This window comes from Arenibacter sp. 6A1 (genome assembly GCF_012272855.1).
In the GTDB taxonomy this organism is placed as follows: domain Bacteria; phylum Bacteroidota; class Bacteroidia; order Flavobacteriales; family Flavobacteriaceae; genus Arenibacter.
The window spans coordinates 12,256-34,580 of record NZ_JAAXCQ010000014.1; the positions used below are offsets into that span (position 1 = coordinate 12,256).

A 22,325-nucleotide genomic window follows, 5' to 3' on the forward strand; every position below is an offset into this window, starting at 1 on the left:
AAATTCCATAATTTAGGCAAAACTATAATCAGCCTAGAGTTCAAATATAAAACGACTTAATATTGTTTACATTCACTTCAAATTTTGTTTTAGAAAGCGGTCTAAAGAATAAAAACTCCAACAAGTTTTATGTTACCACTTCCCCATTGTCTGGGTTGATGATAATTCTATTTATGTTCTTGGCGAATCTCATGTTTGGGCAAGAAAAAGCAAACTTTATCAATTTAAATAAGAGTTTTTACGGTGGGTCTAAAATTTTGGAAGACCACTTAGGTTATATGTGGGTGACCAATGAGGATGGACTCTATAAATACGATGGATATGAATTTTCCTTTATCCCTTACCAACATATATTTGGTAAGGGATTTATTGGCGACCGACACAGTGTTATTGAAAAGGACAGCAATAACATTTGGATATCAACCCTGAATGGAGAGCTGACCAAAATTACTAACGGGACTATATATACTTCTTATAAGGAAAACATATCCAAAAAAGGAAAACCGGTTAGAATAAGTGCTATCACTACAGACAAAGAACATGTTTGGTTTGGTTCAAATAAAGGAATCTTATATAATCATACTAAACAAACAGAGCAAGTAGATAGTGTTCTAAGTCTTCCTAAAGACCTAAACAGGAACCAAAGTATTGCAGGCATTGTCTTAACCGATCCCGATAATATGTGGATAAGCACTAGTCGCGGGAAAATCTATCATCATATTTTAAATACCACTATCCTAAGGGAATTAAAAACGCCATTCAGTGATTTTAGACAGAATATTAAGACCACAAAGGATCAAGAAGGAAAGCTATGGATAGGAACAGAATTAAAAGGTCTATTTGTTTATAATCCTTCAACCGACACCTTTTCTCAGCCCTTCGAACAGGAAAGCTTTAACGGATCCTTAAAAACTAAGATGATTATTTCCTTATATAGTGACAACTCAGGTATTATTTGGGCCGGTACTGATGGCGATGGTCTTTTCAAGATAAACCCTAAAAATAACCAAATCACAAACTATAAACATGAAGAATACAACAGATTATCGATAGGAAGCAATACCGTTCCCTTTATAACTGAAGATAGCAAAGGAAACAAATGGTTTGTTTTGAAAAAGGGAGAGATCAATATACTTCCTCAACAAAATCCCAACGTTAAATATTTTAATAGCACGGTTAACAATGCTCCAGCAAGGGTTCTTTCTTTATTAAAAACTAAAGATGGCTCTTTATGGATTGGAATAGACGAGAAAGGACTGACTCGCATAATGCCAAATGGCAGAAAAGTACAATACAATAATTCTGAAAAAAACGAATTTTACTTTAAAGGCAAATATGTTCAAAGTTTAGTAGAAGATAGTAAAGGGAATCTTTGGATAGGTACCTACCAAAATGGTCTGTGGGTGTACAATCTAGACAAAAGAACCTTTACTAGAGTAAAAACCACTAAGGAAACGGAAATTCCTTCCTCTGATATACGGTGCTTATTTAAGGACCATAAAGATAGAATTTGGGCAACTATGTCAACGGCAATTCATGTTTTTTCTAAGGACCAAGATTTGTTAGCTGTTTTTGGTTATCATGAAAACGGTCTTAGCGGAACCATATCTCAGTCCGTTTCACAAGACGAAAATCAAAATATTTGGGTAGCTCTGAGTAATAGTGGTCTATATAGGCTTAATGAAGATATAAACGATTTATCTAAATCGGCCTTTATTCCTTTTGAATACGGTCCAAAGAAGAATGAAGCTTATTACCAATATAATATCAAGACAATTTATCCGGACTACAAAGGAGGCTTATGGCTGATTAGTAGCTCTGGAAGGTTAATAAGGTTTGATTTGAGAAATAAATCTTTTATTTCCTATTCCTCTACAGGAAATTTGCACGGTCTCTCTCTGACCTCTCTTTTGTTAGAAGACTCTGAAAACATATGGCTCGGGAGTAAAAACGGCATTCATCATTATAATTTAGAAAATCATAAAATAAGATCTTTTTATCAAACCGACGGCCTCCAAGGTAATGTATATTCCAGAGCTGTCTTTAAAGATAGTAGCGGGGTACTATATTTTGGAGGAGACCAGGGTGTTTCTGCCTTCCGGCCGAGTACTATGGAAAAAAAAGATACTTCGGCCAAACTTTACCTACATAGCCTAGAAATCTTAAATAAAAGTGCTTCTCAAATAATTAGTGATCAATTAACTAATGGAATAGAAGGTATGAAATATTTGGAATTAGATCCAGGTCAATCCTCCTTTTCTTTTAAGTTTTCGGCAATTGACAATCTTTTAAACTCTAATTACCATTATGCCTATCGGCTTAAGGGTTTTGATAAAGAGTGGATTCCCGCTAAAAAAGAACGTCTGGCTACCTATACCAATATTTCCCACGGGGCTTATTCTTTTGAAGTTAAAGCAGGTACTTCCAAAGATACATGGGATATTGACCCTATATCGTTAGATATTTATATTAAACCGGTTTGGTATAAAAGTAAGGTAGCCTACCTGATATATTTTATACTTATAAGCTTATTGTTCTATGGAGTTATTGTTTGGATACGGTTAAAAAATAAATTGGAAAAAGAGGAATGGAAAAATAATAAAGAAAAAGAATTATATGCTTTAAAAATGGATTTTTTCACTAAAATGTCCCATGAAATTCAAACGCCACTTACTTTAATATTAGGGCCAATAGATGATATGTTACAAAGGGAAGGTGCCAATGGTAACGCCCTATTAAGGCAGCGATTGTTGATGTTAAAGAACAATGCTCATAGACTCTCGAGAATTGTAACGGATTTAATAACCATACGCAACAAGGAATTAAACACCCTGAGAATTTATGCCTCACAAAACAATTTAACAGTACACCTTAAAACCATTGCTTTATCTTTTTCGGAACAGGCGCGTTTTAAAAACATTAATTTTCACCAGGAGCTTCCAAAAGAGGACTTTATAATATGGTATGATTATGATAAGATCGAACACGTATGCTATAATTTAATCTCCAACGCTTTTAAATTTAGTCCAATAGGAGGCGAAATAACTTTAAAGATAGAGCAATCAACTAAAGACAATGTAACTATTTCTATTAAGGATTCGGGACCAGGGATACCTAAGGAAGAATTAGATTTAATATTTGAACTTTTTTACCAAGCTAAATTAGGAAAGCACCAGAAAGGCTCTGGAATTGGTTTGGCCCTTACGAAAGAACTAATTAGTTTACATCATGGAAAAATTGATGTGCAGTCTTCCGCTGATACCGGTACCTGTTTTAAAGTTACTTTACCTACAAAAGAAAGTACATTTACTGAAGAAGAAAAAATTAGAGTTACCCAAAAAAATATTGTAAATCAAGAATTGACTGGAGAATGGACTCCTAATGTAAAAGCGAACCAAATTTATAAGGTCAATGATAAAAAATCACATACTATACTCATTGTTGAGGACAATATAGATATGCAGATATTTTTAAAAAACATCTTAGAACAAGAATATCATCTGCTCATTGCGGAAAATGGTGAACAAGGGATGGCTATAGCCGAAAGAAACAGTCCGGACCTAATTGTTAGCGATATCATGATGCCGAAAATGGATGGTATTAATATGAGTGAAAAACTACAAAAACAAAAATCAACGGGACATATCCCAATCATATTAATGACAGCTGAAAATACTGACAACATAAAAATAAAAGCACTGAATTCAGGGGCTGTGCAATTCATAAAAAAACCTTTTGACTATCACGAACTATTGTTGAAAGTAAAAAACCTGATTATATCTAGGCAAAAAATATTATCCAAGTTAAAAATGGACCTAGTTAATATTCCGAATAAGAATATGATTCTTTCCAAAGACGAAATATTTATGCAAAACTTAACTAAAGAGGTTTGTGAAAATATTGAAAACCCCGATTTTAAGCTAGAAGAATTATCGAAGCTGATGAATATGAGTTACTCCGCTATATACCGAAATTGCCAAGACATTACGGGAAAAACATTAATAGAATTTGTTAGAAACCAACGCTTAAAGAAAGCAGCCATATTGATTTTGGAACAAGGGTACAATATTTCTGAAGCCTCTTTTATGTCCGGTTACAAAAGTTCCAAATACTTCACAAAGTGTTTCAAGGAGGAATATGGAATATCTCCGGCTTCCTTAAAAAGGGAAGCAAAATCTATAGGCCTAGAAACAACTATGAAAAGATATAAATTTAATTAAATCAATTTTTCATAAATGCCCAAAATAGGTTTGCCTGACATACAGCCAAATTGGACTTTAGGAGTTGTAATCTTATTTATTATATAAAGTTAAGAATAACATTCTTAATTTTAAAAAATTATAAAAGCCCTAACCGATACCATGCTGCCTATAAAGAAAGAACGGAATAGCCTTTCCTAGCTTGTTCGTGACACGACATATACCCAGTTCAACTATATAAATGATGCAAGGAGCAGGTGGAGTTCGGAGCCGAAAGTTTCCCAGGAAATGGAATCAAAAAAAAAAGGCAATAGCAAGAACTTATAAGTGACCAAAGAAGGATTTTTGTATCCTTAAGGATTATGACCATTACGATCGCAAAGGGATTGGATGGAGCATGAGTAGTGGTTTGAGTGCTGAAGAAGCATACTTTCGGCGTGCAGGATGGTAATAAAGAATCGGGATATAGTCAAGAGACTTATTTACCATTCAGACAGTGGGGAGAAATATGACTGTGAGAATTTTGGAACGAAATACAAATCTTAAAAACGTACCTTAACTAATAATGCGGGTTTTATTTACAAGCCCTCAAATTTTTTCGAGATTAAACAGGTTTAGATCCACAAGAATGTGGTTATATTCAATTTATAGTAATTACAGGGTATAAATAGGTGTAAAAACAACAATACTAAACCTTTTTTGGAAAATTTTACACCACTGAAAGTTCTTTGTGTTCTACATTGCCGTCTAAAATAAAGTGAATTTATATTTCAATGGTAGGCCAATGATAAAATATACTTATCAACCCCATTTTTTAGAGTTTATTAATCTTATTCATAATTGTATATGATAATTCCAATACACTTAATAAACTTAAGGGCATCCCGTCTATTACGTATCAATTGCATACCAAAAGGAATCAAATAGACAATTATTGGGGTCGTACGTATATTTTAATGACTTGAGTATTTAGGCAGTTGGTGTTCCAAAATTGATTCTACTTGAATTGTGACATTATTTTCCTAATTAGAACTAAAGTCATTTTCTTGATACAGTGAACTACAAATCACATAAAATATAATATTCTTAAAACCATGATAAAGAAAGTATACATACTTGTTACATTTTTCGCATTTATTGGAATTTTAAAAGTCAGGGCAACAGATCCTAAGTCCTTAAAGGATTATCTGGTCCCCAAACCTAAAGACTTAAACATCAGTCAGGGTGAATTCACGCATAATAGTGGTAGAATAATTGCTTATGGAATTGCAAAAAATAGAGGGCTGCGTTTCTCAGCAAGATATCTCCAAGATATATTAGCAAAAAAAGGGATGAATTTCTTCATTGCCGGTAATATTGCCTATGGGGAGTCCCCGAGGATTGAATTGATAATTAATCCGGAAAAGGTACGTAAAGTTCAGGGATACCATCTTGAAGTATCGGATCAGCATATTTCTATAACGGCACATGATGAAGCCGGACTTTATTACGGAGTTCTGACCTTTGGACAAGTTCTTGAATACAGTGTAGGCAAGGGGGGGGGTTCCCGCCTTGGAAATATATGATCACCCTGATTTTGCCAGAAGGGGGGTCACTTTGGATATAAGCCGAAACAAGGTTCCTACAATGCAATCTTTATTTCAGTATATTGATATGTTCTCCTCTTGGAAAATCAATGAAATTCAATTGTACACAGAACATACTTTTCAGTACCAAAATCATAAAAAGGTGTGGCGAGGTGCAAGTGCGCTATCCTCGGACGAAATTTTGGTACTGGATAATTACTGTAAGGATAGATTTATCGACCTTGTTCCAAACCAGAATGGATTTGGACATATGGAGCAATGGCTAAAACATAAGGAGTATTGGTACATGGCTGAAAATGAAACCATAAAAGACCCATCTCATCCCGTTCTGGGAATCAGAAGAACCCTTTCTGCCGTGGATGACAATTCTAAGGTGTTTATAGAAAGACTCTATTCAGAATTGCTCCCTAATTTTTCGAGCGAATTTGTTAATATTGGAGGAGATGAGCCCTACGAACTGGGAACTGGAAAATCCAAAGCTGCTGTGGAATCGAAAGGAAAGGGTCAGGTATACTTGAATTATTTATTAAAACTTAATCAGTTGGTACAGGCTAACGGAAAAAAAGCCCAATTTTGGGGTGATATTATTCTTAAGCATCCTGAATTAATCCAGGAATTACCCGAAAATATAACTTGCATGATATGGGGGTATAGAGCAAACCATCCTTTTGACCGGCAAGCTGCGAAATTTAAAAAAGCAAACATACCTTTTTATGTTTGTCCAGGTACTTCATCATGGCGTTCCATAATAGGAAGGACCGATAATGCAATTAAAAATCAGATCAATGCGGCCGAAAACGGTATAAAATATGGCGCTGTTGGATATTTAAATACCGATTGGGGAGATGGTGGACACCCTCAGCATCTAATAAGTAGTTATGCTCCTTATATTTATGGCGCAGCAGTCTCCTGGTCTTTAGAGAACAATAGAGATTTGGATATTAATTACCTGCTCAATAAATACATCTATCAGGATTATACCAATAAAACTTCTCAAATTATATATGATTTGGGTAATGTAAATCAAATTTTGACCCCTGGGGGTAGCTTTAATATGCCTTTTTACAACCTTTTAAAGAATGTAAAAGAGCCATTGAGTAAACATCAACAAACCAATAAATTAACCTTGGATAATTTAGAAAAAGCGATTGATGAGCTAAAGTCCATAATAGACAGGGCCAATAGAATAAAAGCTTCTGCCAAGGATGCTCATATTGTAAAAAGGGAGATCGTTAACGCCGCAAAACTGGCTATACATGCTTGTCATCTTGGGATTGAAAAACTAAACGCTACAAATGGTATCTTGGACAATTTACCCTCGGAAAATAAATATTCCTTAGCGAAAGAACTGGAAGAAATTATTGCAGAATATCGAGAAATATGGGTAATGAGAAATAGGGTAGGAGGTTTAAGTGACAGCGTGGATCATCTAAATAAATTGAAAAGGAATTATGAGAAATAGCAATTCATCAATGAATACAAATCAAATCTGTTTTTTTTCTTTTAGTAAAAAAATTAAAGGAACTGCTTTTGCAATGATTAGGAATTTCCTTCTGTATAAATATATGCTCTTCTTTTTATTTGTTGGTATAGCCTATCCACAGAAAGTAGATACACTTAAAAAGGACGTAAGTCCCAATGTCGTATTAATTTACCTTGATGATAGCGGTTATGGTGATTACGCTCATAATGGGAACCCAACGATAAAAACACCGAACATTACAAAATTAAAGCAAAGCGGTATTAATTTTACTCAGTTCTATGTAACCTCCCCAGCCTGTTCGGCATCGCGATATTCAATAATGACAGGACGCTACCCTGGTAGATCTGGATTGGGCTCATGGGTAATTGGTCCTAGATCCCAAAGACATATTCATAAACAGGAAATTACCCTGGCCGAGGGACTGAAATCTATTGGTTACAAAACAGGTATGTTTGGTAAGTGGCATCTTGGCACCCCAAATGAGCAGAATGGACACAGCTCCGATGCGTTACCCTTAGCCCATGGATTTGACGAATGGATTGGAACCAATGTATCTCATGATTACAAGAATGCTATGCTTATCCAAAGTAATCCGGAAGGAAATAACCCAATTACGGGATATGATGTGCTTGCAACTAATTTGCCGTCAAGTATTGCAGCGTCAACCTCACTAACTGGTGTTTGTACTAAAGCAGCCATTAACTTTATACGAAGTAATCAAAACAGACCGTTTTTCGCTTATATTGCCTATAATATGCCACACCTAGGCCTTTTTGTAAGCAGTGAATTTCAAGGAAAATCCCGAAAAGGAGAGCTGGGTGATGTTATGGAGGAACTGGATGCTTCTATAGGTGATATTATCAACACTTTGGAAGATGTTGGAGTTCGGGAAAATACAATAGTTATATTTTCTTCTGATAACGGTCCGTGGATTGTGTTTTCTAATAGAAGCGACACTAAATATGGGGATACCAGATTAAAAGTAGGATATGCGACACCGTTCAGGGACGGAAAAGGTTCTACATGGGAGGGGGGGCATCGAGTGCCTGGAATTATTAGCTGGCCCGCAAAAATAAAAGGCAATAGAAATGAGCAAACCCCTGTTAGTACTTTGGATGTGTTGCCTACAATTTTCTCTATTACAGGGGTTTCGCTTCCCATAGACAGAACCATTGATGGTCGTGATATTAGCTCTCTGTTATTGTCCGAAGGTCACTATAGCCAGATAAATGACTTTAAGTTGTTTTATAATTACACAGACAACCTCCCTTCGGCAATAAGGAAGGGGCCTTGGAAACTTCATGTGCGCATTGGTTCCCAAACGAAAAACAATTACGGTTTTGTAGCCTCAAGGGAAACTCCCCTCCTATTTCAGGTTGAAGAAGATTTAGGAGAACGTATCAATAGGGCTGATCAGCAATCGGAAAAGACTTTGGAATTACTTTTTGAATTAGAACAATTTGAACAAGAACTTAAGAAAGAGGGTAGTTTTTGGGATTAGTGTATTACCCCTGAAAAAGTTAAATTTAACAAAACAACATATAAGTAGATGTTTTTATAATTGGTAATATTGGTGAGAGGGAACCAAAAGATTTACATTCATAATGTCCTCTTTATATATGAAAAGTAAGCTGTTTCATTTTTTCTGTTTGTTATTTCTTTCTTATGGCCTATTAGGCCAAAGTAATCGATTTATCAATCTTGATAGGGAAGATGGGCTGGTCAGTAATTTTGTAAGGGCTATCTTTCAGGATGCCTACGGTTACATGTGGTTTGGAACCGACAATGGACTGAATCGCTACGATGGCATTCAAATGGAAACCTATCAACACGTTCCTGAAGATGAAAGATCTCTTTCTAACAATCATATTCAAGATATTTTTCAAACTTCATCTAATAAATTACTCATATGTACTTCAACGGGTATTGATGTTTACAATTACAAAACCCAAGAATTTAGGCGCGTAAGATTTATTGGCAACTACAGATTAAAAGGTTTTCGTGAAACTTTTGACAATAAGGTGTGGGTTCTTACGAACAATAAGGTGATAATTGTTTTGGACGCCGATTTGCAATTTCTATATACCATTGACTTCGCCCAAATTGGTAATGAGGAGAACATAAGGCTAAACAACCTATGGATGTTTGACTATGATCAAGATAATTTAGCCTTATACGATGAAAAGTCCGGATTTTTTTTGTTTAACGTAAAGACCAAAAGGTTAAAATTGCTTTCAAAACATATACTGCCCGTTTCTACTCGAGTTTTTGGAATACACCCTGTAAATGAGCAAGAATTTTGGGTGGCCACTTTGAAAGGTGTTTTTGCATTTCAAAATGGTAATTTATATAAAAGATTTACCAAAGAGCCCCATAATAATACACCACAATTAACCAGTAATTTTGTTCTGGATATAAGGCAAATGCCCAACAATGAGATCTGGCTGTTTACAGATGGCGGCGGTATCAATATTTATAATAAGATCACCAATCGGTTTAAGTATTTAAAAAACAATATTGATGACGATTATTCATTGGGATCAAATTTTATTTTTACCACACACATAGATAACAACTCAACGTTATGGATTGGAACAATAAAAAACGGTGTTAGCCAATTGGATGCCAATAACCCATTTATTACCCATAATTTACTTGTAAATGAAGATTATCAAAGGCATAATGTACCGGTTTCGTCCCTGTTCTTGGATTCAAAAAATCGGATTTGGGTAGGTAGTGATGGTAATGGTCTTTATAAGCTAGTAGATAACCATATGGAACACGTAGTGTTGGATTCAAAAATTAAAACGATTTCGGCCATTAACGAGGTAAATTCAGAACAATTAATTCTTGGAACGTATAAAAACGGGGTAGCTACACTCGATTTAAATAAAAACAAATCCACAATACAAAAAAATATAATTAAAAGCATAAATCAGGATGTTAAGATTACTTTTCTTGAAAAAGACAGCTATGGGAGATTTTGGCTGGGAAGCAATAATATTGTAACTACAATACCAAACGAAGGTGAAAGCTTGTATCAAGTTAATACTGATAGAGCACCTATTAATTTAAGAGCCCTTTCCTATGCTCAACACAATAAGGATACCTTACTTTTTGGAGGGGTTTTAGGTATTTACCAATATGACCAAAATGGCTTCAAAATGATTTCCAATGTTCCCGAGGACATTAATTATATACTAAAATTAGACAGAAATAATTATTGGTTGGCTACAAGGAAAGGGCTATGCTTGTTCAATGTTAAAAACACGGAAGCATCTTTTTATGGCTTACAAAATGGTCTTAATAGCCAAGAAGTCAATGTGCTTATCTCTGACAATTCCAACAATATATGGGTTGGGACCGATCAAGGAATTTCAAAATTTGATATAGACACCAAGAGCTTTACCAATTATACCTATAAAGATGGTTTCACGGACAATTCATTTCAAATTAACTCCGTCCTTAAGGATAAATATGGAAAGTTGTTCTTTGGCGGAACAAAAGGCGTACTTACATTTCACCCAGATAGTATTATATCGGAAACAAAAATTAAAAAAGTTATCATTACTAAAATTCTGGTCAATTATGAAGACGTATCAAGTGATAAACAAATGGTACTGGAGAAACCAATAGAGGAAACACAGCTAATCACTTTAAGCCATAACCAAAAGGTTCTAACGGTCAATTTTTCTTCCTTTGATTTTAAACAACCCGAAAAAATTGATTTTTCGTACAAATTAGAGGGCTATGATGATGAGTGGCGCTTTACTTCTAACAGAGGTATTACCTATATGAACCTTGAGCCAGGGGAATATACCTTAAAATTAAAGGCCTCGGATACCGCAAAAAATTGGAATGACACCTATACTGGACTTGATATTAAGGTACTTCCTGCTTGGTGGCAGACGTTGTGGTTCAAGTTAGGAGTTTTCATTTTTCTTGTATTGATAATCTATTCTATAAATTACTTCATACTAAAAAAGGCAGAATCCAAAAGAGCTTTGGAATTTGAAAAAAAATCCCTCAAGGAACAAAATGAAATACACGAAAAACAAATAAAGTTTTTTACTAATATATCGCATGAGATCCGTACTCCACTAAGTTTAATCCTGAGTCCTCTTGAAGCTATAGTTAAAGAGGGTGGCCTTAGTAGCAAAGTCGTTGAAAACCTGTTTATTGTCCAAAAAAACGCATTGCGCATAAAAAAACTAATAGACAGAGGTATTGATTTTAGAAAAGCAAAATTTAAAGAACCCGAAATGCAACCTGGTAAACAAGATATTGTTGCTTTTCTTCGGGAACTCTCTGAAAGCTTTAATAGTTTTTCAAAATCAAAAAACATTACACTTATTTTTAAGTCAGATGTAGATTCCCTGTTTATGTGGTTTGACGAATATATGACAGAAACAATATTCTACAATTTACTTTCAAATGCATTTAAATTCAGTGGTCCTAATGAAAACATTATTATGTCTGTTTTTTCAGAAAAGGATAAGGTAAGAATAACGGTTCAGGATTTTGGATCAGGAATTCCTTCTGATGATCTTGTTCACATCTTTCAACGCTATTATCAGGCTAAAAGTCATTTAGGTGGTTCAGGAATAGGTTTGGCATTGACCAAAAAATTTGTTGAAGCACATGAGGGAGAAATTGGTGTTAAAAGTGAAATAGGTATAGGAAGTTGTTTTGAAGTGGTTTTTCCCTTGATAAACCAGCCGAGTAAAGTAAATAATCTTTTTTATTACAATTCAAAGGAAAAGGTTGTTCCGGTTGAAGAATTCCCCCACTCCAAAGAAAAGGAAACAATTAATTTAAAGGTGCATACGGTTCTGATTGTAGAGAATGAAAAAAGCCTACGGGACTATTTACGTGTAAATTTGGCCCCTTTCCACAAAATTATTATTGCTGCCCACGGGAAGGAAGCTTGGCATATTGTAAACAACAGAAAAATAGATCTCGTTGTCTCCGATGTTATGATGCCAGAAATGGATGGCCTTGCGTTATGTGAACTTATAAAAGGAAACAGTAAGACTAGCAACCTTCCTATAATATTATTAACGGCCAAAACGCTTACCGAGGACAAAATAAAAGGTTTTGAAACAGGTGCCGATGCCTATCTGGAAAAACCCTTTCAATTAGAGGTATTACGTTCAAGAATCGACAATCTCTTGGTTGGCAAGGAAAGACAAAGTAAAAAAATGCTGGAGGATTTAAAAATACCTTTGGATGCTGAAACAATTAGCACCTCGGATGAGGAGTTTTTAAAGAAATGCCTGTCCATTATAGAAGTAAATATTGATAATCCGGATTTCAATATCCCCATTTTTTCTAGAGAACTGGGAATGAGTAAATCTCTGATTTATAAAAGAATGGGGGGAATAACGAACATGACAATCAACGAATTGATTCTTTCCGTTCGACTACAAAAAGCCTCATATATGCTCACTCATACTAAGAAATCAATTGTAGACATTTCATTGCTTGTTGGCTTCAAAAACCCAAAATATTTCAGTACCTGCTTTAAAAGGAAATTCGGCCTAACGCCATCAAACTATCGATCTGAACAACTATATAAAGATTAGAAATAGGATATAGTCGTTCCCAATAGAAATTAGTCCTTATGCCCCACAATGATGCCACCTTGGTTGAAGCTCATCATTAAAAAAAAAATAGCCGCTTGCAATACAAGTCAAAATACAGAATTGCTAATTGATGAAACTTGTCTGACCAGATTTATAAGCTCTACACTTCTTCTTTTACTGTTAACGTTAATAGGGTAAACCTCAACATCCTTAAAGGAATTGCTATATCGGAATAGATAATGGTCTAAAATTGGACCTTGTTAAGACAGTTAACTATATCCTAATGAAAATCCGATTAGTGGGGGAATTATAATTTTTTAGATACCGATGGCTTGGACAGCTATTGTACTTCCATCCAAGTGTACTCGTGTTGTGTCCATTACGCTCTGAATTCTAATAGGACTTTTGAACAGAAGTTAGTATTTACGGTGCAATTACGAATTGTAGTACATTTTTCATCTATACAATAATAGACATTTTGCAATCAATACCTAACCTCTGCATAAAATTGACAATACCAAACCTCTTCTGGAAGATTTTCACCGTTTAGAACTCTTATTTCTAAATAGATTAGCCAGACCTTTTAATGAATTAAGAAGGATAACTAAACCAAACTAAATCATACAATTTTATGAGAAAAACGAACAAAAAAAAGAAGAAACAATTTCAGGGAACACCCACTTCGGCACTAAATAGGGGTATAGTCTTTATTTTGGTGTGGACATTGACGTCTATGTTCGCCTTGGCCAACGATGGGGCCTTTGTTAAGGTTCAAGATGAAATTAGTGGGACCGTGACCGATAACTCGGGCCTTCCTTTAATTGGAGCTACAGTAGTGGTTCAAGGATCATCATTAGGAGTGACAACAGATTTTGACGGTAAGTATTCCATTGCGGCCTCTAATGGAAGCGTATTGGAGTTTTCATACATAGGTATGTTGACCAAGACAGTTGAGGTGGTAGATTTCAATGACATAAACGTATCCCTAGAAGAGGATGTCAACCAACTGGAGGAAGTGGTCATTGTAGGATATGGTACTCAGAAAAAATTAAATGTGACAGGTGCTGTGGAATCTATAAATTTAGAAGATGAGATTGGCGAACGTCCAGTACCCAATGTTACTTCCATGCTACAAGGAGTTCTTCCTGGACTCTCAATAAGCCAAACAGGAAATGGGGGTGAACCGGGTGCGTCACAAAATTTGAACATTAGGGGCTTAGGCACCTTAACAGGGAACTCGGGAGAACCTTATATCTTAGTTGATGGATTTCCTCTTTCTGCCAGCCAGTTGAACTCCATAAGCCCAAGTGATATTGAGAACGTAACAGTGTTAAAAGATGCTGCTTCCGCCGCCATATATGGCTCAAAGGCTGCATTTGGAGTTATATTAATTACCACCAAAGGGGGTGTCAAAGGTAGGACTGTTGTAAAATTTTCAACGAAATATGCCCTTTCTTCACCAACCTCGTTACCAAAAATGGCCAATAGTCTGGAGTTTGCAACGGCTATTAACCAAGCACAAACGAATAGTGGCGCTTCCAATTGGTTTAAAGAGGAGGCATTGGACAAAATAAAAGCATATTTAAACGGCGAGTTGCCGTATTCTACGGAGTTAAATGAGCAGGGTAATAGATGGTTAAGTGGTCGGAGTGGCTTTGCCAATACGGATTGGTGGAAATTGTTTTTTAGGGACAGTGCACCTAGATCAGAACACAATGTAAGTGTTAGTGGGGGAACAGAAAGTACCAAATATTATATCTCTGGAAATTATTTTGAACAGGACGGCCAGATGAATTATGCTATTGATAAATATGACAGGGCTTCCTTTAACATAAACTTAAAAACCGAAGCTACAGATTGGTTGAGGTTTGATGTTACAACAAGGTATACTAAGGAGAAAAGAATATTTCCTTCTGGTGGCTTTCAAAACTTTACTAAAGATATAGTTTACCATCAAATCTCTAGGGCATGGCCAACGTCTCCGGCTTTCGACCCGGATGGAAATGCGATTGATGCCAATATTTTGAGGTTTAGGGACGCGGGTAACACATCCAATGATTATAATACCACATTAGTGCAATTGGGTGCCGACTTCGAGCCGGTTAAAAATTGGATTACTCGAGTAAGCTACAATAGAAAAGTGAGAGGCTCACAAGCGGTAAGGGAGCGGTTTGCAGCTATTTTAAACTATCCTGACGGGTCTACTAATAACGTAGGTTATAAACCAAATAACATCCAGAGAGTCTATACCGAGGGTACAGACCAACTGGTGAATTTAGTAAGTTCTTTTAACACCAGCCTAGGAAGTCATCATTTGAAAATCTTGGGGGGGTATGAACAACGTCTGGATGAATGGAGTAATGTGCTGGCATCTAGATCAAACCTTATCACCAAATTTGTTCCTGCCATCAGTACTGCAGTGGGGGAAGATTATGTTGGGGATACTGCCCGCCACTATTCTACCCAAGGTGTGTTTGGAAGGTTTAATTACGATTATAAAGAAAAATATATACTGGAACTCAATGGGAGGTATGACGGAAGTTCTCATTTTAGAGACGGAAAACGATGGGGATTTTTTCCTTCGGCTTCTATAGGTTATAATATTTCCAAAGAAGCTTTTTGGAAACCTTTAAAAGGAGTTGTCAACAATTTAAAATTTAGAGCTTCATGGGGTGAGCTTGGTAATCATGATACCAATCTAGGATACTTGTATCAAGAGACCTTAGGATCCAATGAATCCCATTGGTTAATGAACGATCAACAAACTGTATATATAACCAGACCCAATATTGTTAGCCCAAACCTTACATGGGAAACGGTTACTACCACGGATTTGGGTATTAATGCAGGGTTGTTCAAAAATAAACTGAACGTAACCTATGATTACTTCACTCGGGTAACGTCAGATATGATAGGACCTGCAGCTGCTCTGCCCGCCTTATTAGGAGATAATGCACCTAGGGAGAACAATGCAGAATTAACGACCAAAGGATGGGAAATTTCCTTCTCATGGAAACAAAAATTCGGTAACTTTAGCTATAATTTTGGGGCAAACTTATCAGACAATACCAGTAAGGTTACCAAATACAACAACCCTACCGGTATCTTTTCCTCTTATAGGAAAGGTCAGGTGATTGGTGATATTTGGGGGTATGAAACTGTGGGATTGTTTGCTTCTGATGAAGATGCTGCAGCTGCACCAGATCAATCCATATTTCGAAACAGATGGCTGGCCGGTGATACCCAATATGCAGATTTGGATGGTGATGGAGAGATTACCCGAGGGGACAATACAGAAAGCAGTCCAGGGGATAGAAAAATTATCGGTAATAATAGGGCACGATATAACTACGGATTTAATCTTGGAGCTTCCTACAAGGGATTCAATCTGTCAGTACTATTCCAAGGTGTAGCCAAAAGAGATTATTATTTTCCGGCAAGTACCAATCTTTTTTATGGTTTTAGAGGCAATATATGGCAAACTAGTGTAACTAAAGCTTCTCTAGATTATTGGACCCCAGAAAACACTGATGCGTATTTTCCAAAACCATATTTTAACGCAGAACATCTTAAAAATACACAAACTCAAACTAAATTTTTACAAGATGCCTCATACCTGAGATTAAAAAATGTGCAATTGAGTTACAGCTTACCTAAAGAAGTTTTGGGTAAAATAGGAATGAGCCGATTACAGTTTTATATCACAGGAGAAAATTTGTGGACAAAAACAAAGCTCAATGAAAATTTTGATCCAGAAGTTCTTGGAGGAGGCTGGGGAGGTGGAAAGATTTATCCACTATCCAAAGTTTTTTCATTTGGGGTGAATCTTGATTTATAAGGTACTAGAACCATTAGTTTAAGATATGATATCAATTAAAACGAATAATAAAATGAAATTTTTAAAAGTATTGATAATTGCAGCACTTACATTTTTTGTAACAAGTTGTGATGATGATTTTTTAGAGAGATCCGCTCTAGATCAAATAACGACAGATAATTATTGGAAAACGTCCGAGGACTTAAAGCTATACGTCAACCAATTCTACACAGCCTTTCCTTCGTGGACTCCAAATGCGTTTAACGGCGGAATTTATTGGCATGATCAAAATAGTGATAATATAATCAGACAAAATGTAGACGACAGATTGGCTGGAAACAACACCATAACTACGGGTAATGGTTCGTATAATTTTAGAAACATTAGAACCGTGAATATTTTTATGGCCAATTATGATAAGGTTGAGGACGAATTTGACACCTATAAACAATATGTAGGGGAAGCTTTGTTCTTTAGAGCTTATTTTAATTTTAGTTTGTTGAAGAGATTTGGGCCTTACCCATATACAAATCAAGTTTTGAATGACACTTCGGAAGAGTTGTATGAATCTAGAACTCCTAGAGATATCATTGCTCAGAATATTATTGCCGATTTGGACCAGGCTATTGAATATATGCAGGCTGATAAAAACAATAATGGAAATAGGCTCAACAGGGGAGTTGCCCAGTTGTTCAAAGCCAGGGTGGCATTATATGAAGGAACATGGGAAAAGTATCATGCAGGTACTTCATTTGGGGTTGACGGTTCTGATGGAAGTACTTTTCTAAATATAGCCACCGATGCTGCAAAGTCATTAATGGACAGTGGTATATATAGCCTTCACAATACGGGTAACCCCATGGAAGATTATTGGAAAGTATTTAACCAGACTGATTTTTCGGGTAGTTCTGAAGTGATGCTTTGGAAGTCATATAGTCAGGAATTAAGCACTGCTCATAATGGCCAGCGCTATTTATCATCTTCCGGAGGAGGCCGTGGCATTACACAGGTATTGGTAAATGATTATTTATGCCTTGATGGACAGCCAATTGCTACAAGTCCGTTATACAAAGGAGACACTACTTTGGTACAAGTTGCTACCAATCGGGACCCAAGATTATCCCAAACCATTTGGCTGCCAGGACAAGATTGGCGTATAGAAGGCGGCACTGTGGTGGAAACTTTTGAAAAGTCCTTTCTAGATGCTTCTGGCGAGAGCGTATGCCCTACCGGGTATCAGATAAGAAAAGGAGCAAACCCAGATTGGGCACAACGCAGTGGTGCCGGTCAAGGAACAACTTCAAGCCCAATATTCCGATTTGCCGAAGCGCTGTTAGTTTACGCTGAGGCCAAAGCCGAATTGGGAATTATTACACAGGCAGACCTGGATATATCCTTAAACCTACTACGTGATCGTGCCGGAATGCCACCTTTGGCAATTGGGAGTATTACAACCGACCCCAATTGGCTATTTCCAGACCTGTCCCCAATAATCAATGAAGTGAGAAGGGAAAGGCATGTTGAATTGGCAGCAGAAGGATATCGTGCAGATGATATAAATAGATGGGCCGCACATGATGAACTTACAGTTGGAAAAAGATACAAAGGAGTGAGGTTTGATCCGGTACAGTTTCCGGATATGGTTGTTGGTTCGGAGGTATTACTCGATTCTGACGGATATGTAGATCCCCTACAAGGAGAATTGCCAAATGGATATCAATTTGATTTAACAAGAGACTATTTGCTTCCCATACCAACCGATGAATTAACATTAAATCCCAATCTAACCCAAAACCCAGGTTGGGAATAAATTAGGAAGGGATAATAATAGGGGAGGTGGTCAATTGATCCCTTCGAAATAGTCCGTCAGCGCATAAAGTTCAGAGTTAATTGTTTAATAGTTAGTTGTTAGTGAAAGGTTGTTTAGTTTGTTTTAAACAACCTTTCCTTTCTATATCCACATCAAATTACCTGACCTATTAACTAACTACATTTATTGTACAACTCAAAATATTATAATATCTATAAACAGAGTAAGGATGAAATATGTTAAACTAGCCATTACAGTAAGCCTAGCAACCCTATATGTAGGATGTAAAAACCCATCTAAAAATCAATTAAGTGAAAATATTAATAAAAATAACCCTCCTCCAAATATCATTTTCATAATGAGCGATGATCATGCCTATCAAGCCATTAGTGCTTATGGTAATGGTTTGAACATGACTCCGAATATTGATAGGATTGCTAATGAAGGAGCTATTTTCAACAAAGGTTTTGTAACAAATTCCATTTGTGCTCCCAGTAGGGCAGTAATGCTTACTGGAAAGCATAGCCATATCAATGGAAAGGTAGATAATATCCAAGCATTTGATTGGGATCAGGATAATTTTGCGAAATCTTTACAGACAGTGGGATATCAAACTGCCTTGATTGGAAAGATACACATGGATGGCTTGCCCCAAGGGTTTGATTATTCTAATGTACTCCCTGGACAGGGTCACTACTACAATCCAGATTTCATTGAGAATGGGGTGAAAAAGCAAATCCCAGGTTACGTAACCTCTATTACTACAGATATAGCCTTGGATTGGCTAAAAAATAAAAGAGATCCGGACAAACCTTTTTTATTATTATACCATCAAAAAGCACCTCACAGGGTATGGATGCCTGAAGCGAAATATTTAACATTATTTGACGAAAAAAAATTTACGCCTCCTTCCAATTTTTATGACGATTATGAAAAGAGACCGGCTGCTGCAGCTCATGAAATGGGAATTTATACAGACATGGATTTAGTATATGACCTTAAAATGTTAGACTCTGAAGGCACCATCGAAACACCGTACAGAAAGAATTTTCAAAACATGTATGATCGGATGGATGCTAAACAAAAAGCGGCATGGGATGCCTATTATAACCCTGTCATAGATAAATTTAAAGAAGATTCCCTAAAGGGAAGGAATTTGGCCGAATGGAAATTTAATAGGTATATGAAAGATTACTTGCGCACTATTCAATCTGTTGATGACGGTGTTGGAGAAGTATTGGATTATTTGGATCATCAAGGGTTGACCCAGAACACTATAGTAGTGTATACTTCGGATCAGGGATTTTATTTGGGTGAGCACGGTTGGTTTGATAAACGGTTTATGTATGAAGAGTCTTTCCGAACACCAATACTTATGCGCTACCCAAATGAGATTAAGGCAGGAACGGTAATTGACGAATTGGTCCAAAATTTGGATTTTGCGCCTACCTTTTTGGATTATGCGGACGTGGAAATCTCCACCGGTATGCAAGGTGAGTCTTTCAGAAAATTGGTAGCTGGAGAAGAAGTAGAATGGCGGGATGCCATTTACTATACCTACTATGAGTATCCCGGGGAACACAACGTTCAAAGGCATTACGGCGTAAGAACGGATCGTTATAAACTCATCCACTTCTATTATGATGAAGATTATTGGGAAATGTACGATTTGGAAAAAGACCCAACAGAAATGAAAAATATATACAATGACCCAAAATATGCAACGGTACAAAAAAACATGCATAATAAATTGGAAGAAGTAAGAGAAAAATATAAGGATAATGATTCTATATCGGACATGTATTTAAATAAGTATTTAAAAGCAAAAGGACTGCAGAAATAGCATTTCACGTAGATTTGGAAATTTGTTTGGAGAATGGGAACTTGAACTTATAAAAGGACTAGTCTTTTGAGAATTGGATTAAAATGCTAAAGGATAGAGGAGTATGAAACCGGAGCTGTATTTTAAGTAAAGGACAAGACTAGGGAAGATATAGGGCACGATTTTTACGGGGTTGTGCTTACAAGAAAAAAGTTGTTTGTTGGATATTACAGGTATGGAGTTTTTGACGATATCATATCGTGGCATTCTATATTAAGACAAGCTGCTCACTATTTATAGGGGAGGAAATTAATATTGACTTCTTCCTGTTATTTCAAAAAGAATAAGCACTTCAGGTTTAAAATAGAAACTTTCATCACAATTTATAGTTTCACTAAAATGTTTTCAAATTTAAATAAGTACCAGAAGGCTAATTTTTGTAATTAACCCATTATAAATTTTAAAGGTTTTTTATACCTTGTGATCCTTGAAAAACAAGTGTAAATTAAATTTAATTGAATGAGGAAGATCGTATTTATTTTTTTACTGGGATTTCTAATGCAAGGAATTGCCCAGTCCACAAATAGTAATGAAAAATACAATGTCTTATTTATCGTTGCGGACGATCTCACTGCCACCGCAGTATCTTCTTATGAAAATATAGCGGGTAGTACCCCTAATATTGATAAATTGGCTACAGAGGGAACAAGATATACTCACGCCTATTCTCAATATCCTGTTTGCGGTCCCTCACGGGCATCCCTAATGTTTGGTTATTATCCAAATGCAACCAAAACCTATGGGTATGTCAGCGGCCGAGAACAAGTAGGAACTAAGCGAAAGTCATGGTCACAGCTATTTAAGGACAATGGGTATTATACCGCTCGGGTAAGTAAAATTTACCATATGGGTGTTCCCATAGATTTTGAAACTGGTTCCAATGGTCAAGACGATGCTGCCTCTTGGACCGAACGTTTTAATAGCCAAGGGCCTGAATGGCAGGCAGAAGGGGAAGCCGAATTGGTGCAGAACAATCCATTCGGTGATAAACCTAGAAAAGGTGGCAATGTAATGACTATAGTTAAGGCAGATGGTGATGATTTACTACATTCTGATGGGAAGACTGCAGAAAAGGCTATAGAATTAATCAGGAAGCATAAAAAGGAACCATTCTTTTTAGCGGTTGGGATGGTAAGGCCCCATGTACCCTTTGTAGCCCCAAAATCATATTTTGAACCCTTTCCCCATTCTCAAATAGTATTACCTCCCAAAGTTCAAAACGATTGGGATGATATACCCGCTCGTGGTATAAATTATGTAACTAGCGTTAATGGGGAAATGACAGAAGAGCAAGAGAAGAAGGCGGTAGCTGCCTATTATGCCTCCGTATCTTATATGGATGCCCAAGTAGGAAAGATTCTCAACACACTAAAAGAAGAGGGCTTAGAAGATAATACCATCGTGATATTCACCTCAGACCATGGTTTTCATTTAGGAGAGCACCGTTTTTGGATGAAGGTAAGTTTACATGAAGAGTCAGTACGGGTGCCATTGATCATAAAAATGCCAGGAAAGGAAGCTGCAGTATGCCATTCTTTTACAGAACTATTGGATTTATATCCGACCGTATCGGAATTAGCTGGTTTAAAATATTCTAAAAACATTCAAGGGAAAAGTATCGCAAATACCTTAGATAATCCTCTTGTTGAGGTACGGGATATGGCTTTCTCTGTAAGTCAGGGAGGAAAATCTTTTTTGATTAGAACTAAAAAATGGGCTTATATTCAATACGATGAGGACGCTGGGTCTGGGATGGAATTATTTGATATGGAATATGATCCCAAACAGTATAATAATTTGGCCTATAATCCACAATATGCTGAGGTTAGGAAGGAGATGCAAAGTCGGTTACGAGCAAAATTAAAAGAGGTAAGAAATAATGATTTGAATATCCAATATGGAGTTCAAGAAACTAAGTAAATAGTAATCCAATAAAATCGGAAAATTTAAGCGAGTACAATTT

At 36.3% G+C, this 22,325-nt stretch carries 9 protein-coding genes; all 9 read left to right on the plus strand.

The window, feature by feature from the left end; all coding sequences use genetic code 11:
- Window positions 1-62 precede the first annotated feature (62 nt).
- The 9 genes from HCG49_RS13200 to HCG49_RS13240 all read left to right on the plus strand — a co-directional run bounded on the left by HCG49_RS13200 (window position 63) and on the right by HCG49_RS13240 (window position 22,282).
- Window positions 63-4,220, plus strand: coding sequence for a two-component regulator propeller domain-containing protein (locus tag HCG49_RS13200; protein ID WP_168470007.1), 4,158 nt, complete (start codon window positions 63-65; stop codon window positions 4,218-4,220).
- A 1,073-nt stretch (window positions 4,221-5,293) separates the two neighbouring features.
- Window positions 5,294-5,764: a glycoside hydrolase family 20 zincin-like fold domain-containing protein gene (locus tag HCG49_RS13205; protein WP_168470008.1), complete on the plus strand. Its 471-nt coding sequence runs from the start codon at window positions 5,294-5,296 to the stop codon at window positions 5,762-5,764.
- Window positions 5,751-7,247 (plus strand): beta-N-acetylhexosaminidase, encoded by a 1,497-nt coding sequence (locus HCG49_RS13210; RefSeq protein ID WP_168470009.1) that lies wholly within the window; start codon window positions 5,751-5,753, stop codon window positions 7,245-7,247. The genes HCG49_RS13205 and HCG49_RS13210 overlap by 14 nt, the downstream gene beginning before the upstream one ends.
- Before the next feature lie 73 nt (window positions 7,248-7,320).
- Window positions 7,321-8,769 carry a sulfatase gene (locus tag HCG49_RS13215; protein ID WP_168470010.1) on the plus strand — a complete coding sequence of 483 codons (1,449 nt, stop codon included), beginning with the start codon at window positions 7,321-7,323 and terminating at the stop codon, window positions 8,767-8,769.
- Window positions 8,770-8,887: 118 nt separating this feature from the next.
- Window positions 8,888-12,853: a hybrid sensor histidine kinase/response regulator transcription factor gene (locus tag HCG49_RS13220; protein ID WP_168470011.1), complete on the plus strand. Its 3,966-nt coding sequence runs from the start codon at window positions 8,888-8,890 to the stop codon at window positions 12,851-12,853.
- Window positions 12,854-13,484: 631 nt separating this feature from the next.
- A complete protein-coding gene (locus HCG49_RS13225) occupies window positions 13,485-16,691 on the plus strand; it encodes a SusC/RagA family TonB-linked outer membrane protein (RefSeq protein ID WP_168470012.1) in 3,207 nt (1,068 codons plus the stop codon).
- 52 nt (window positions 16,692-16,743) lie between these two features.
- The gene (locus tag HCG49_RS13230) at window positions 16,744-18,480 is read left to right on the plus strand and encodes a RagB/SusD family nutrient uptake outer membrane protein (RefSeq protein ID WP_168470013.1); all 1,737 of its coding nucleotides are present in this window, start codon (window positions 16,744-16,746) and stop codon (window positions 18,478-18,480) included.
- Between the two features lie 229 nt (window positions 18,481-18,709).
- Window positions 18,710-20,323 (plus strand): sulfatase, encoded by a 1,614-nt coding sequence (locus HCG49_RS13235; protein ID WP_168470014.1) that lies wholly within the window; start codon window positions 18,710-18,712, stop codon window positions 20,321-20,323.
- Between the two features lie 498 nt (window positions 20,324-20,821).
- Window positions 20,822-22,282: a sulfatase gene (locus HCG49_RS13240; RefSeq protein WP_168470015.1), complete on the plus strand. Its 1,461-nt coding sequence runs from the start codon at window positions 20,822-20,824 to the stop codon at window positions 22,280-22,282.
- The last annotated feature ends 43 nt before the right edge of the window (window positions 22,283-22,325 follow it).

What these genes read in the sequence shown, in the direction of transcription:
- HCG49_RS13235 (WP_168470014.1), top strand. Translation starts at nt 18,710, where the DNA reads ATGAAATATGTTAAACTAGCCATTACAGTAAGCCTAGCAACCCTATAT.
- HCG49_RS13215 (WP_168470010.1), top strand. Translation starts at nt 7,321, where the DNA reads ATGATTAGGAATTTCCTTCTGTATAAATATATGCTCTTCTTTTTATTT.
- HCG49_RS13205 (WP_168470008.1), top strand. Translation starts at nt 5,294, where the DNA reads ATGATAAAGAAAGTATACATACTTGTTACATTTTTCGCATTTATTGGA.
- HCG49_RS13220 (WP_168470011.1), top strand. Translation starts at nt 8,888, where the DNA reads ATGAAAAGTAAGCTGTTTCATTTTTTCTGTTTGTTATTTCTTTCTTAT.
- HCG49_RS13225 (WP_168470012.1), top strand. Translation starts at nt 13,485, where the DNA reads ATGAGAAAAACGAACAAAAAAAAGAAGAAACAATTTCAGGGAACACCC.
- HCG49_RS13230 (WP_168470013.1), top strand. Translation starts at nt 16,744, where the DNA reads ATGAAATTTTTAAAAGTATTGATAATTGCAGCACTTACATTTTTTGTA.
- HCG49_RS13240 (WP_168470015.1), top strand. Translation starts at nt 20,822, where the DNA reads ATGAGGAAGATCGTATTTATTTTTTTACTGGGATTTCTAATGCAAGGA.